The sequence below is a fragment of the Marinobacter azerbaijanicus genome (assembly GCF_030250645.1).
In the GTDB taxonomy this organism is placed as follows: domain Bacteria; phylum Pseudomonadota; class Gammaproteobacteria; order Pseudomonadales; family Oleiphilaceae; genus Marinobacter; species Marinobacter azerbaijanicus.
This window is the reverse complement of record NZ_JASSVS010000001.1, coordinates 113,634-126,614: the sequence shown is the minus strand read 5'-3', so window position 1 is coordinate 126,614 and position 12,981 is coordinate 113,634. Positions and strand designations below refer to the sequence as shown.

General features: G+C 56.2%; 11 protein-coding genes. 4 read left to right on the top strand and 7 right to left on the bottom strand.

Features of this window, described 5'->3' with window-relative positions; genetic code table 11:
- Nucleotides 1-67: 67 nt before the first annotated feature.
- The 6 genes from QPM17_RS00630 to gloB all read right to left on the bottom strand — a co-directional run bounded on the left by QPM17_RS00630 (nt 68) and on the right by gloB (nt 8,349).
- Complete coding sequence (locus QPM17_RS00630; protein WP_285387879.1) at nt 68-1,657, bottom strand: ABC transporter ATP-binding protein; 1,590 nt, start codon at nt 1,655-1,657, stop codon at nt 68-70.
- Between the two features lies 1 nt (nt 1,658).
- The gene (locus tag QPM17_RS00625) at nt 1,659-2,687 is read right to left on the bottom strand and encodes an ABC transporter permease (protein WP_285387877.1); all 1,029 of its coding nucleotides are present in this window, start codon (nt 2,685-2,687) and stop codon (nt 1,659-1,661) included.
- Nucleotides 2,684-3,769, bottom strand: coding sequence for a microcin C ABC transporter permease YejB (locus QPM17_RS00620; protein ID WP_285387875.1), 1,086 nt, complete (start codon nt 3,767-3,769; stop codon nt 2,684-2,686). Before QPM17_RS00620 ends, QPM17_RS00625 begins: the two co-directional genes overlap by 4 nt.
- A gap of 38 nt (nt 3,770-3,807) precedes the next feature.
- The gene (locus QPM17_RS00615; protein WP_285387873.1) at nt 3,808-5,631 is read right to left on the bottom strand and encodes an extracellular solute-binding protein; all 1,824 of its coding nucleotides are present in this window, start codon (nt 5,629-5,631) and stop codon (nt 3,808-3,810) included.
- Between the two features lie 26 nt (nt 5,632-5,657).
- On the bottom strand, nt 5,658-7,394 hold the full coding sequence (locus QPM17_RS00610) for a lytic transglycosylase (protein WP_285387871.1): 1,737 nt from the start codon (nt 7,392-7,394) through the stop codon (nt 5,658-5,660).
- Nucleotides 7,395-7,554: 160 nt separating this feature from the next.
- Nucleotides 7,555-8,349, bottom strand: a complete 795-nt coding sequence (gene gloB, locus QPM17_RS00605) for a hydroxyacylglutathione hydrolase (protein WP_285387870.1) — start codon at nt 8,347-8,349, stop codon at nt 7,555-7,557.
- A 119-nt stretch (nt 8,350-8,468) separates the two neighbouring features.
- Between gloB and QPM17_RS00600 the strand changes: the two genes are divergently transcribed.
- The 4 genes from QPM17_RS00600 to QPM17_RS00585 all read left to right on the top strand — a co-directional run bounded on the left by QPM17_RS00600 (nt 8,469) and on the right by QPM17_RS00585 (nt 12,415).
- On the top strand, nt 8,469-9,290 hold the full coding sequence (locus QPM17_RS00600; protein WP_285387867.1) for a class I SAM-dependent methyltransferase: 822 nt from the start codon (nt 8,469-8,471) through the stop codon (nt 9,288-9,290).
- Nucleotides 9,290-9,733 carry a ribonuclease HI gene (gene rnhA / locus QPM17_RS00595; RefSeq protein WP_285387865.1) on the top strand — a complete coding sequence of 148 codons (444 nt, stop codon included), beginning with the start codon at nt 9,290-9,292 and terminating at the stop codon, nt 9,731-9,733. The genes QPM17_RS00600 and rnhA overlap by 1 nt, the downstream gene beginning before the upstream one ends.
- Before the next feature lie 15 nt (nt 9,734-9,748).
- Nucleotides 9,749-10,459 carry a DNA polymerase III subunit epsilon gene (gene dnaQ, locus QPM17_RS00590; RefSeq protein WP_285388780.1) on the top strand — a complete coding sequence of 237 codons (711 nt, stop codon included), beginning with the start codon at nt 9,749-9,751 and terminating at the stop codon, nt 10,457-10,459.
- Between the two features lie 249 nt (nt 10,460-10,708).
- Nucleotides 10,709-12,415 (top strand): FimL-related protein, encoded by a 1,707-nt coding sequence (locus tag QPM17_RS00585; protein WP_285387862.1) that lies wholly within the window; start codon nt 10,709-10,711, stop codon nt 12,413-12,415.
- A gap of 77 nt (nt 12,416-12,492) precedes the next feature.
- Here the strand turns inward: QPM17_RS00585 and QPM17_RS00580 are convergent, their stop codons facing one another.
- The gene (locus QPM17_RS00580; RefSeq protein ID WP_285387860.1) at nt 12,493-12,807 is read right to left on the bottom strand and encodes an SCP2 sterol-binding domain-containing protein; all 315 of its coding nucleotides are present in this window, start codon (nt 12,805-12,807) and stop codon (nt 12,493-12,495) included.
- Nucleotides 12,808-12,981 lie beyond the last annotated feature (174 nt).

Below are 12,981 nucleotides of genomic sequence, written 5' to 3'. Positions count from 1 at the left end.
TTAGCCATTATCCATGAACCGAAGCGGTGCGGGTAACGCTCAATTGGTCGTAGTAAGCGACCGCAGGCTACTGGCTGTAGAACAGTGCTGCGCCCAGCAGTTCACGGGTGTATTCGTGTTGCGGTGCATTAAATATTCCGGTTGCGTCACCGTATTCCACAACCCGACCGTTTTTCAGCACCAGCAATTTGTGGCTGAGTGCCCGGACCACGGCAAGATCATGGCTGATAAAGACATAGCTTAGACCATATTTGTCCTGTAGATCCCTCAGAAGGGTAATCACCTGCTTCTGAACGGTGCGATCCAGGGCCGAGGTGGGCTCGTCCAGAATGATCAGTTCCGGTTGCAGTACCAGAGCCCGGGCAATGGCGATTCGCTGCCGCTGGCCGCCGGAAAACTCGTGCGGGTAACGGTGTCGCGCATCAGGATCCAGACCCACATCGTTCAGCGCCTGGATAACTTTTCGGTCCTGTTCCTCCGGCGTTGCCGGTGCGTGTATCTCAAGGCCTTCCCGGACAATTTCTGCAACCGACATGCGGGGACTGAGGCTGCCAAAAGGGTCCTGGAATACGATCTGGATACGGCTGCGCCAGGGGCGGAACTGCTTCTGATCAAGATGGGACAGTTCCTCTCCGGTCAGGCGGATACTGCCAGTGCTGCCAGTGAGTTTCAGAAGGGCGTGGCCGATGGTGGTTTTTCCGCTGCCGCTCTCGCCGACAATGCCAAGTGTTTCTCCCTGGTTCAGGGAAAAACTGGCGTTGTCGACGGCCTGAAACCAGGATTTCGGTTTGCCCAGCAGGCTTTTACGAGTAATGAAGCGTACATCGAGGTTATCAACGTTCAGCAGCGGTTTATTGTTGACCATGGCGCCGGAGGGTGAGGCCGGCGGTTCCGCATCAAGCAGACGACGGGTGTAGGGATGCTTCGGTTCGCTGAACAGGGTTTCCGTCGGGGCCTCTTCCACCAACTGGCCCCGTTCCATAACCACCACATGATCCGCATATCGACGCACAATGGACAGGTCATGGGTAATCAGCAGGATTGCCATCCCCAGCTTGTGCTGGAGGTCTTTGAGCAATTCCAGCACCTGCTTCTGCACGGTGACATCCAGCGCGGTGGTGGGCTCGTCGGCAATCAGCAGGTCTGGCTCATTGGCCAGGGCCATGGCAATCATCACCCGCTGTTTCTGTCCGCCGGATAACTGGTGCGGGTAGCTGCTCAGGCGCTCCTCCGGTACCGGTATGCCCACGAGCTCAAGTAGCTCAATGCATCGTGCCCTCGCCTGGGGGCCGCGCATGCCCTTGTGAAGGGCCAGAGTTTCACTGATCTGCTTTTCAACCGTATGCAGGGGGTTGAGAGAAGTCATCGGCTCCTGAAAGATCATGCTGATCTGACGGCCGCGGATCTGCCGTAGCCGCTTCTGGCTGACCTTGAGCATATCGTCGCCCTGGAACAGGATTTCCCCGGTCGGGTAACTGGCGTGACGCTCATCCAGAAGCCGCAGCACGGACAGTGCAGACACCGATTTGCCGGAGCCGCTCTCCCCCACCAAGGCAACGGTTTCACCCTTGTCGATCTTCAGGGACAGATTGTCAACGGCACGGATGGTGGCGTCAAAGTGGATGGACAGATCCCTGATTTCCAGCAGTTTCGACATATCAGTTCTTTCTCGGGTCAAAGGCATCACGCACCGCTTCGCCCACAAATACCAGCAATGTGAGCATGATCGACAGGGAAACGAATGCGGAGATGCCAAGCCAGGGAGCATGGAGGTTGGACTTGCCCTGGGCAATCAGCTCACCGAGAGAGGGTGAACCGGATGGCAGGCCGAAACCCAGGAAATCCAGAGATGTCAGGCCGGTGATGGCGCCGGTCAGTATGAACGGCAGAAAGGTCAGCGTCGCCACCATGGCATTGGGCAGAATGTGCCGGAACATGATCTTGCGGTTACCCAGCCCCAGGGCCCGCGCTGCCTTGACGTACTCGAAATTGCGGGCACGAAGGAATTCCGCGCGTACCACGTCCACCAGTCCCATCCAGCTGAACAGCAGCATGATGCCCAGCAACCACCAGAAGTTCGGCTGTACAATACTGGAAAGGATAATCAGCAGATAAAGCACGGGAAGACCGGACCAGATCTCGATAAACCGTTGCCCCAGCAGATCCACTTTACCTCCGTAATAGCCCTGAATAGCGCCGACCACCACGCCCACAATACAACTGAGGATGGTCAGGATCAGACCGAAAAGAACGGAAATACGGAAACCATAAATCACACGGGCAGCCACATCGCGGCCCTGGTCGTCGGTACCTATCCAGTTCTCGGCACTGGGGGGTGCCGGTGAGGGTACCTCCAGGTTGTAATTGGTGGTGTTATAGCTGAAGGGTATGGGCGGCCAGATCATCCAACCGTTGGCCTCTATCTCATCGGCAATAAACGAGTCGCGGTAGTCTGCTTCCGTGGGCAGAAAACCACCAAAGGTTTCCTCGGGCACGCTTTCAACCACCGGGAAATAGAGCTCACCCTTGTAATAGGCCACCAGTGGCACGTCGTTGGCGATTACCTCGGCCATCAGCGATAGCCCGAACAGGGCAAGGAAAATCCACAGGGACCAGTAGCCGCGGCGGTTGTTGCGAAAGTTGCGAAGCCGTCGTTGCTGGATCGGGGTCAGATTTACCAGGCTCATGACCCCTCCCGGCTTTCAAAATCGATGCGCGGGTCCACAAGGACGTAGGTGATGTCGCTGATCAGTTTCAGCACCAGGCCCATGAGGGTAAAGATATACAGTGTTCCGAAGATGACCGGGTAGTCCCGGTTCAGAGCCGCTTCAAAACCGAGTAGTCCGAGGCCGTCCAGGGAGAAGATCACTTCAATCAACAGGGAGCCGGTAAAGAACAGGGAAACAAGAACCCCGGGAAGGCTGGCGATAACAATCAGCATGGCGTTGCGGAACACATGCCCGTACAGCACCTGCTTTTCTTCCAGGCCCTTGGCCCTGGCGGTTACCACATACTGCTTGCTGATTTCGTCCAGGAAAGAGTTCTTGGTCAGCAGGGTAAGGGTGGCGAAACCACCAATCACATTGGCCGTTACCGGCAACGCCAGATGCCAGAAGTAATCAGCAATTTTCTGGTACCAGTTGAGCTCGTCAAAGTTGGAGGATGTCAGTCCCCGCAACGGAAACCAGTCAAAGTAACTGCCACCGGCAAACAGGACGATCAGCAGGATGGCAAAGAGGAAACCGGGAATGGCGTAACCCACCACAATGGCGGAGCTGCTCCAGACGTCAAAGCGGGAGCCGTCGGTAACCGCCTTGCGGATGCCCAGCGGGATGGAAATCAGATAGATAATCAGTGTGGACCATAATCCCAGGGATATGGATACCGGCATCTTGTCCAGTATCAGCTCTATCACCGAGCGGTCGCGATAGAAGGATTCACCGAAATCGAAGGTGGCGTAATCGCCCAGCATTTTCAGGAATCGCTCATGGGGCGGCTTGTCGAAGCCATACATCACTTCAATTTCCCGCAGCAGCTCATCCGGGAGCCCCCGGGAGCCGCGGCTGTCGCCACTGGACGATGCGACTTCACCACCGGAACCTCCGCCACTGGCCCTGGCAAGGGCTCCGCCGCCATGACCTTCGGTTTCCGCTATCAATTGCTCAACCGGGCCGCCGGGGGCGGCCTGAACAATCACGAAATTGAGCAGCATGATCCCGAGCAGGGTAGGGATTATCAGCGCAAGGCGTCTGAGGATGTAACTGCCCATTCAGCGGAACTCCGTCTCAGTAGTATCAGAGATCTGCATCATTGGTCAGTGCTTTTCACCCACCAGTTATTAATATCCACGCCGTTTTTGGGCACCGTTTCCGGACGCTGCAGAAAGGACCAATAGGCAATTCGATCTTTCGGAAGGTACCAGTTCGGAATCACGTAGTGACCATGTAGCAGCACCCGGTCCAGAGCCCGGACCCGGTGAACAAGCTCCTCTCGGGTCGGAGCCTGAATCACCATATTCACGAGCTCATCGACAACCGGGCTATCGACACCCATGTAATTTCGCGACCCCTTTGCATCAACGTTGGAGGAATGCCAGTACTCTCGCTGTTCATTGCCCGGAGAATCGGACTGCCCGATGCTCTGAACCGTCATGTCATAGTCGAATTCACGGAGCCGCTGGATATACTGGTTGGTATCCACCAGGCGTACCGACACATCAATCCCGAGCTTGGCAAGGTTATTCTTGAACGGCAGCACTACACGTTCGAAGGTCTTCTGGAAGAGCAGGAACTCGAATCTCAGCGGTTCTCCGGTTTCACTGTGCACCATGGCGCCATCTCTTACCACGTATCCAGCGTCCCGCAGTATCGTCAGGGCGGTGCGAAGATTCTCACGAAGGCCACCTTCACCCTCTGTTGATGGCGGCTGGTATTCTTCTTCGAAAACATCCTCCGGCAACTGGTCCCGGTAGGGTTCCAGAATTTCCAGTTCACGGCCTTCCGGAAGGCCGGAAGACGCCAGTTCGCTGTTCTCGAAATAGCTGGATGTCCGGGTGTACTGGCCGTAGAACAGGTTCTTGTTGGCCCACTCGAAGTCAAAGGCGTAGGCCAGGGCTTCGCGGACTCGCGGGTCACTGAACACCTTGCGCCGGGTATTCATGGCAAATGCCTGCATTCCTGCGGGGCGGCCATGTTCAACGGCTTCGGTTTTTACCCTGCCGGAATCGAACTGGTCACCACGGTAGGCCGTTGCCCAGTTCTTGGCAGAGGACTCCACCCGGAAATCAAAGTTGCCGGCCCGGAAAGACTCCAGGGCGACGGTGTCGTCCGAGTAGTAGTCGTAGCGGATCTGATCGAAGTTGAACCTGCCTTTACGGACGCCAAGGTCCTCTGCCCAGTAATCCTTTACGCGCTCGAAGGTGATTGAGCGACCTGCCTCGAAATCGCCAATCCGGTAGGGCCCGCTGCCCACGGGTGGGGTCAGGCCATTGCCTCCGAACTCACGGTTTTCCCAGTAGTGGCTGGGGAGGACTGGAAGCTGACCGAGTATCAGGGGCAGTTCCCGATTGTTGGTTTCGCCAAAATCGAAGCGGATTCTCCGCTCGCCTTCGACTGTCACCTTGGAGACGTCCGCGTAGTAGTTGCGATAGAAGGGATGTCCCTTGGTGGTCAGTATGTCGAAAGAAAACTCCACGTCCCTGGCCGTAATCGGCTCACCGTCCTGGAATCTTGCTTCCTCGCGGAGGTTGAAAATGACGTAACTGCGGTCATCAGGGGTCTCGATGGATTCGGCGATCAGTCCGTAGGCAGAGAAGGGCTCATCTGCGGACGCCTCCATGAGCGTGTCGTACAGGTAGGTGTTGATGCCTGTCGCGGCCACTCCCCGGATAACGAAAGGATTGAAAGAGTCAAAACCATTGGCTACCACAGCCATTCTCAGGACGCCACCCTTGGGCGCCTCGGGATTCACGTAATCGAAGTGGGGAAAGCCTTCGGGATACCGGGTATCCCCGTGCATCGCAATGGCGTGGCTCGCAACGGTATCGGCCGAGATGGCTTGCCATGGCAGTAAAGCCACGGCAGCGAGAGTAAAAGCACTGATAAGGGATGAGACTTTCCGTGTTCTTGTCATAGATCTCGCACGTTTCTGGTTCAGACTCAGGGGCTGTTTCTTATATCCACATAGAGTACCAGACTTTGCCCCGGCTGCAGATAACGGGAGGTGTTGAGGTCATTCCAGCTTGCGATGTCTCTCACATTAACCGCAAAACGACTGGCAATGGTGGAGAGGGAATCGCCCTTGCGGACCTGGTAGCCAACCTTCCGGACCATGCCCTTGCCCCTGTTGTTGCTCGCCAGCATGGCAGGCTGCTTGGATTTCGACCAGATAACCAGTTTTTTGCCCGGGATCAGTGGATCTCCCGGTGCCATGCCGTTCCAGGAAGCCACTTGCCGCACGGATACACGGTGTTCGCGGGCAATATCCCAGAAGGTGTCACCAGAGCGGACGGTGTAGTCAACGCGGGTGCCATTACTGTTCCTGCCGCCACGCTGTTGTTTCTTCGCCAGCCGTTCACTTGCGCTGAGCGCGTACGTGCCTGACTGTTTGGCCGCTGAAGGAATCATCAGGCGCTGCCCGATGCGAATGATGTGGCTGTCCAGGTTGTTCACCTGCTGGATCACGGACGGCGTAGTGGAATACCGTTTCGCAATGGTGCTGAGCGTGTCACCGGATACCACCTTATAGTTGCGCCAGGAAACACGGTCGCCCGGGTCGATACTTGCCAGGGCTGCGGTAAAGGTTTCGGCTTTCTCCCGTGGTACCAGAAGGCGGTGGGGGCCATCCGGCGACGTCGCCCAGCGATTGAACGAGGGGTTCAGCAGGTAGATTTCGTCGATGTCCACGCCTGCCAGTTCTGCCGCCTGGGCAAGATCCAGCTGTGAACCGGTTTTCACAATTTCGAAGTAGGGCTCATCCGCAAGCGGTGGCAGGTCTATGCCGTACTTTTCAGGCTGGTCGAATATCCGTGCCAGGGCGATCAGTTTGGGTACGTAATGGCGGGTTTCCCTGGGCAGATCCAGGGACCAGAAATCGGTGGCGGCCTTCTTGTTGCGGTTTCGCCTCATGGCGCTGGAAACCGTCCCCCCGCCGCTATTGTATGCTGCCAGTGCCAGCATGTAATCGCCGTCAAAACGCGTCGCCAGCCTGTCGAGGTAGGTCAGCGCGGCGTCGGTGGCGGCAATCACATCGCGCCGGTCGTCGTGCCACCAGCTCTGGGTCAGACCGAAATACTTGCCGGTTGACGGAATGAACTGCCAGAGTCCGGCGGCTCGTCCATGTGAGTAGGCAAAGGGGTCGAATGCGCTTTCCACAACAGGAAGCAGGGCCAGTTCCGTGGGCAGGCCACGCTTCTCGGTTTCGGTGACAATATAATGAAGGTACCTGCTTCCGCGCTCTACAACCCGGTCAATGTAGCGTGGGTGCTTCCTGTACCAGTTAAGCTGAGCCTGAACCCTGGGGTCACTGGCATCATGGTCCAGGGCGAACCCGGATCTCAGCCTCTGCCACAGGTCCGATGCGGCCACCTGCTCATCGCTGGAAGTCCCCTGTTCAGGTGTGTCCAGCTTCTGCCTGGCATTTTCTGCGGCTTTTTTGAGAGACGGCTCAATAGCGTCGTCGAGTTCTGTGCGGGAAGACCTGTCGGCCGAGTCACTGTCTGGGTCGGATTCAATGGACTCCTTGAGGTCATCGTCTCCGGCCGCAACGGTCAGTTTCTCGGATTCGAACAGGTTAGCGGACGATTCAGAGTGATCTCGCTCATTAGGCTCGAGGATGCTGCAACCACTGGTTAGGGCGCCAAGAAGAAACAGGATTGATAATCGCGAGACCGACATAAGACAACTTCCGGTTGGCTGGGCGTCGCCGGGTAGATCTGTCTGAAATCCCGGCATATTTAAGGGTTTACGGCGTAAAGTTATACGGATTCTATTGGAATGCTTTTCAGGGGGTCAACAAGACTCGCGTTACGTCATTGATAGAAATTGTTACCCGCCCCTAGAACGTATCCTTGCCATGCCTTGTTGCCGCAAAGACATCATTGTCTGAAGCGACCGTGAGACCTGCTTGCCGGGCGTACCGGTTAGCCGCCTCGACAACCGCCTTGTCATCCCAGCGGAGAAAGGGGTTCAGCCGTTTTTCGTCACCCAGGACTGACGGAACAGTAGGCTTGCCTTCTTCGCGAAGCTTGCGACACTGGCTTTCAAATTCCGTGAGCGCCTGATCATCCGGCAGCCAGTGGCGGGCAAATTTGAGGTTGGCAAGCGTGTATTCGTGGGCACAATAGACGGCGGTGTCATCCGGCAACTCGCGGAGGGTTTCCAGGGACTGCTTCATCTGTTGCGGCGTTCCCTCGAAAAGTCGGCCACAACCGCAGACAAACAGGGTATCGCCACAGAACAGGACCGGGCGGTTATTGACCGGGACATCAGTGTAATACGCAATATGATCGAGGGTGTGGCCGGGAACGCCAAGCACCTGGAATGTCAGCTCCTGCCAGACCACTTCGTCCCCCGGATGCACCTCGCTTCTGGCACCCTTGAAAGGAGAGTTGGCAGGACCAATGATCCGGCAGTCGGAAACCGTTCCCGCCAGTTTGCCTACGCCGCCGACGTGATCGGGGTGGTGGTGGGTCACCAGGATGGTATCCAGTTCCAGGCCGTTTTCTTCGAGGAATTCAATGACCGGCTCTGCCTGCCCGGGGTCCACTATCAGGGCCTTGCGGTCCTCACTGTTGGAGAGGCACCAGATGTAGTTATCATTGAAGGCTGGAATAGCGCTAATGGTCAGCATAGGCTCCCACATGTGTAATAAGAGTGTGACTGTTATCATAGTTCATTAATCCCGGCGTCCCAACACCGAGACCGCAATGAACGCGCACTGAACGCGTACTGAAAAAAGGGAACGCAGCAATGAGCCAAGCAGGTGAGGTCGACTACTCTGCCCGACACGACAGCTTTGAGAGCTGGTTCCAGACGCCGCTCGGACAATCCCTTCTGGCGGACCAGAGAGCCTGCGTCGAGCATCACGCCAGCAAGCTTTCCGGTGCCCGGCAACTGCAGGTCGGTCTCAGCCACCGACTCCCGTTGGCGACAACAACCGATTTTGCCCAGCGGATCCTCACTACCCCCAATTGGGATCCGGTGATCCCGGATGGTGTGGCGGTGTGTGACGCTGATGAGCTTCCTTTTCCGGGGGACTCCATGGATCTGGTGATTCTTCACCACACGGCTGACTTCTCTCCCCACCCTCACCAGGCTTTGCGTGAAGCTTCCCGGGTTCTTAGGGGAGAGGGAATGATGCTACTGATCGGATTCAACCCGTTCAGTCTCTGGGGCCTCAGGAAGTTGATGTCCCGGTATCGCGGAGGCCCCTGGGGTGGTCGCTTCATGATGCGGCGCCGGATGGAAGACTGGCTCCGGTTGCTGGATTTCTCCGTGGAATCCGCGGGGTCTTCCTTCTTTCAGGTCCCGCTTCAGGGAGCGGTACTGAATGAGCGCGGGGGGATAATGGAGCGGGTTTGTGGAAACCGGTTCCTGCCGGTAGGCGCCTATTACTGTATCCTTGCGAAAAAACGGGTTTACTCCAGAATCCCCCGCAAACCGGTGTGGCAAAGTAACAAGGTCATAGCGCTGCCGGGAAGGGGCACCGTTGGAGCGTCCCGCATCTATCCCGGAAAGGGCCGGACCGGCGGTGGCGCCATGCTTAATCATAAACATATCGAGGAATGCTGATGACCGGTAAGGTTGTTCTCTATACCGATGGCGCCTGCAAGGGCAATCCGGGGCCGGGAGGTTGGGGTGTGGTGCTGAGCTATGGCAGCGCCAGTAAGAAATTACATGGCGGCGAGGCCAATACAACCAACAACAGGATGGAGCTGATGGCAGCCATACGGGGCCTGAAAGCACTGAAACGGCCCTGTGAGGTGGAGCTGTATACCGATTCTCAGTATGTTCGCAAGGGAATTACCGAGTGGATGCATGGCTGGAAGCGAAACGGCTGGAAAACCTCGGCGAAAAAACCGGTCAAGAACGAGGACCTCTGGCGCGAGCTGGACAGCGAGGTGTCTAGGCATAAGGTGAACTGGCACTGGGTGAAAGGGCACTCCGGTAACGCCGGGAATGAACTGGCGGACGAACTTGCCAATCGTGGCGTGGAAGAACTGGCCAACGCGTAACAGACAGGGTGGATGATGAGACAGATTGTACTGGATACAGAAACAACCGGTATTGACCCGGCAGAAGGGCACCGGATTATCGAAATAGGCTGTGTGGAACTGATGGAGCGCCAGACCACCGGGCGCCACTATCACGTGTATATCAACCCGGAAAGGGAAGTGGAAGCCGAGGCGATTACTGTCCACGGAATTACCAACGAGTTTCTCGCCGATAAACCAAAATTTTCCGAAATCGCGGATGAATTCTTCGACTTCATCAAGGGCGCCGAACTCGTGATTCATAACGCCGCGTTCGACATTGGGTTCATGGATTCGGAATTTGCACGCCTGAAACCGGTGCGCAAAACCGCGGATCACTGCGGCGTGGTGGATTCCCTCGCCATCGCCAGAAAAAAACACCCGGGCCAGAAAAATAATCTTGACGCCCTGTGTAAACGCTATGGCGTGGACAACAGCAGCCGGGATCTCCACGGCGCTCTGCTCGACGCCGAGATTCTTGCAGAAGTCTACCTTCTGCTGACTGGCGGTCAGACAGCTCTGTCACTGGACGCTGGCAGTGATGAGGCTGGTGGCGCAGGGGGCATCCGCCGCCTGGCGCGAGAACGCAAACCGCTTACCGTTGTCCGGGCGAGCAATGAAGAAACCTCCGCCCACGAAGAATTCATGGCTCTGCTCGCCAAACAGGCGGGTGGAACGGTCTGGGACAAGCTGGCCACAAAAGAATAACGGAAACCTGGCGCCTATTACTCACCTGCAATGAGAACTGTGCCGGACTGTACTTTTTGTTACATTCCTGCTTTCTTGAGCTACTTGAGTTTTGTGTTATAAGTAATGATAAGTTCGCGAGTTTTCGCGAACTTTTATTTTAGTCGGGAAGGGTAAATCTGGCTCATAAAAAAGGCCCCGGAAAAACCGAAAGGGTCACATTCCAAGAACAGGACGCGGTAGTTTCCGCACAAATTACAGGAAGCGTTTATGGTTCAATCGTCTCTGGCGACGAAATCACAGTCATTTGATCTGGTCAAGAGTGAGATTGAGCAGACCATAAAACAGGCAGAGTCCAGCCTGGAACGCTTTCAGGAAAATCGGGAGAGCGGCGAGGACCTGCAGAACTGTGTGGATTTTCTGAACCAGCTCCGCGGGATTTTCATTCTTGTCGAGTTGCGCGCCGGTACCTTGTTGTGCCAGGAAGCCGTCAGTATGGCGAATGACGTTCCCGTTGGCGCCAATGACGACAAGAACATACTTCTTACCACCCTTAACAGTGCCCTGTTCATACTGCGACGTTACGTCGAATACTACCATCAGCAGCGGGCAGACCACCCCGAGCTTTTGTTGCCGGTGATCAACGATCTGCGTGAAGCCAGAAAAGAAAAACCCTATCCTGAATCCTGTTTCTTCGACGTTGATGTGAAAGACAGGCCTGATTTCTGTGGTGGGCTCTCAGTTGAGTCGTTTGAGGGCAACGAAGCCGAATACGAGATAATGGCACGCCGCATGCGGCTTACCTTCCAGGTGGCGCTGCTGGGCATACTCCGTGAAAAGAACGAGGTGGTCAGCAAAAAGCTCTTTGGTCGCGCAGCCCGGGGGTTTGCCCGATTGTGCAAGGGGCAGCCGATGGGACAGATGTGGTGCCTGGTGGCCGTCGTGGCGGATACAATGCTTGACCGCGCAATGGGGTTCAGCAAGGCCCGCAAGCGGATGTTCATGCGGATCGAAAAGTACTCCCGGGAAGTGGTTTACGTTGGCAAGGTGGCAACTGCCAAGGATGCGCCCGATTCCCTGATCCGGGATCTGGTGTATCTGCTGTACCGGAGTGGGTCCGGAAATCCTGAGGTTACGTCCATTCTTTCCGCTTTCCGTCTCGCACCGGCCGAATTTCCTGACTCCATGCTTGATGCCCACGCCCGCAGACTCTATGGCCCCGGGGCGGACGTGCTGAAATCCCTGTCCACGGCATTGCAGGACGAGCTGAATCAGCTCAAGGATAAGCTGGATATCGTTGAGCGCGGTATCGAACCGGACCTGGCCGAACTGTCTTCCATTGCTGACGCCCTTGAGCGCATGGCAAACACGCTGGTCATGCTGGATCTGAACCAGCTGGGCACCATAGCCCGCGGTGAGGCAGCCAAGCTGCGCACCTGGGAAGAGGAGAAGCGTCTGCCAGCGGACGACGAACTGTACAAGCTGGCCGACTCCGTACTCGGCATTGAGGATGCCGTCATGCAGATCGTTACCCGTGGTATCACCTCGGAAACGGATGCGCTGGCGGGTGGACAGAAAAACCGGGAAGAGTCGCTCTATCTTCAGGAGGCCACATATGTGGTGGCTGATGAGGCCAGAAGTGCGTTAACTCTGGCAAAACGCGCCATCACGGCGTTTATTGAATCGGACTATGACAAGCTCCACCTGGCCAACCTGCCAGCAACCCTCCACAGTATCTGGGGCGGGCTATATATGCTTGATGATCCGGGCGCCGCGTCTGTGCTTGAGCGGGTGGCTGCTTCTATCCAGGAGCGCCTGCTGGATGCCAGAGATGCACCATCTCCCCAGGTTCTTGAGGCGCTGGCGGATGCCCTTACGTCCCTTGAGTATTACATCGAAAGCATTGGCCGTCGCGAGGAACGGAATGCTGATCTGTTGCGGCTCGCGGACTCTTCACTGGATGATGTAGGGCTCTGATGCAGACCATCTGACAACGGAAATAAAAAACCCTGCCGCTGGCAGGGTTTTTTTATGGGTGAGTCCCTGTTGGACAATCAGCCCATGTTAAACAGCTCACCCAGCTTGGTTGCCAGCATCATGTCGCCTTCGGCGCGGAGCTGACCAGCCATGAATGCCTGCATGCCGTCGGTTTCGCCTGACACAATTCCCTGCAGGGTTTCGGAATTCATGATCAGTGTGACAGAAGGGTCGTCGTGTGCGCCTTCGGCGGCCTTGCAGGTGCCATCCTTGATAACCACATGATAGGTTTTGTCGTCCTCAATATCGAACTGAAATACCAGATCCAGGCCTTCAGCGGCGTCTGCGTTGAAATTCTGTTCGAGCTTTTCAAATACTTGAGCTACAGACATTATTTTACCCTTATTGATGTTTGTCTTGGCGTATTACGGCGGTGAGGCCGACGTAGCATTCGACTTTAGGGTGAGACAAAAGCAGTGTCAAGCTCGATCGAACGCTTGTTTTAATTTTCTTTCTTGCCGTGATGGGTTGTACCTACGGGCACCTCAGTTACAATCGAGCGCTCA

Coding starts and splice junctions, on each gene's coding strand:
- QPM17_RS00630 (WP_285387879.1), bottom strand. CDS start 1,657: ATGTCGAAACTGCTGGAAATCAGGGATCTGTCCATCCACTTTGACGCC.
- rnhA (WP_285387865.1), top strand. CDS start 9,290: ATGACCGGTAAGGTTGTTCTCTATACCGATGGCGCCTGCAAGGGCAAT.
- QPM17_RS00600 (WP_285387867.1), top strand. CDS start 8,469: ATGAGCCAAGCAGGTGAGGTCGACTACTCTGCCCGACACGACAGCTTT.
- QPM17_RS00580 (WP_285387860.1), bottom strand. CDS start 12,807: ATGTCTGTAGCTCAAGTATTTGAAAAGCTCGAACAGAATTTCAACGCA.
- dnaQ (WP_285388780.1), top strand. CDS start 9,749: ATGAGACAGATTGTACTGGATACAGAAACAACCGGTATTGACCCGGCA.
- gloB (WP_285387870.1), bottom strand. CDS start 8,349: ATGCTGACCATTAGCGCTATTCCAGCCTTCAATGATAACTACATCTGG.
- QPM17_RS00625 (WP_285387877.1), bottom strand. CDS start 2,687: ATGAGCCTGGTAAATCTGACCCCGATCCAGCAACGACGGCTTCGCAAC.
- QPM17_RS00610 (WP_285387871.1), bottom strand. CDS start 7,394: ATGTCGGTCTCGCGATTATCAATCCTGTTTCTTCTTGGCGCCCTAACC.
- QPM17_RS00615 (WP_285387873.1), bottom strand. CDS start 5,631: ATGACAAGAACACGGAAAGTCTCATCCCTTATCAGTGCTTTTACTCTC.
- QPM17_RS00585 (WP_285387862.1), top strand. CDS start 10,709: ATGGTTCAATCGTCTCTGGCGACGAAATCACAGTCATTTGATCTGGTC.
- QPM17_RS00620 (WP_285387875.1), bottom strand. CDS start 3,769: ATGGGCAGTTACATCCTCAGACGCCTTGCGCTGATAATCCCTACCCTG.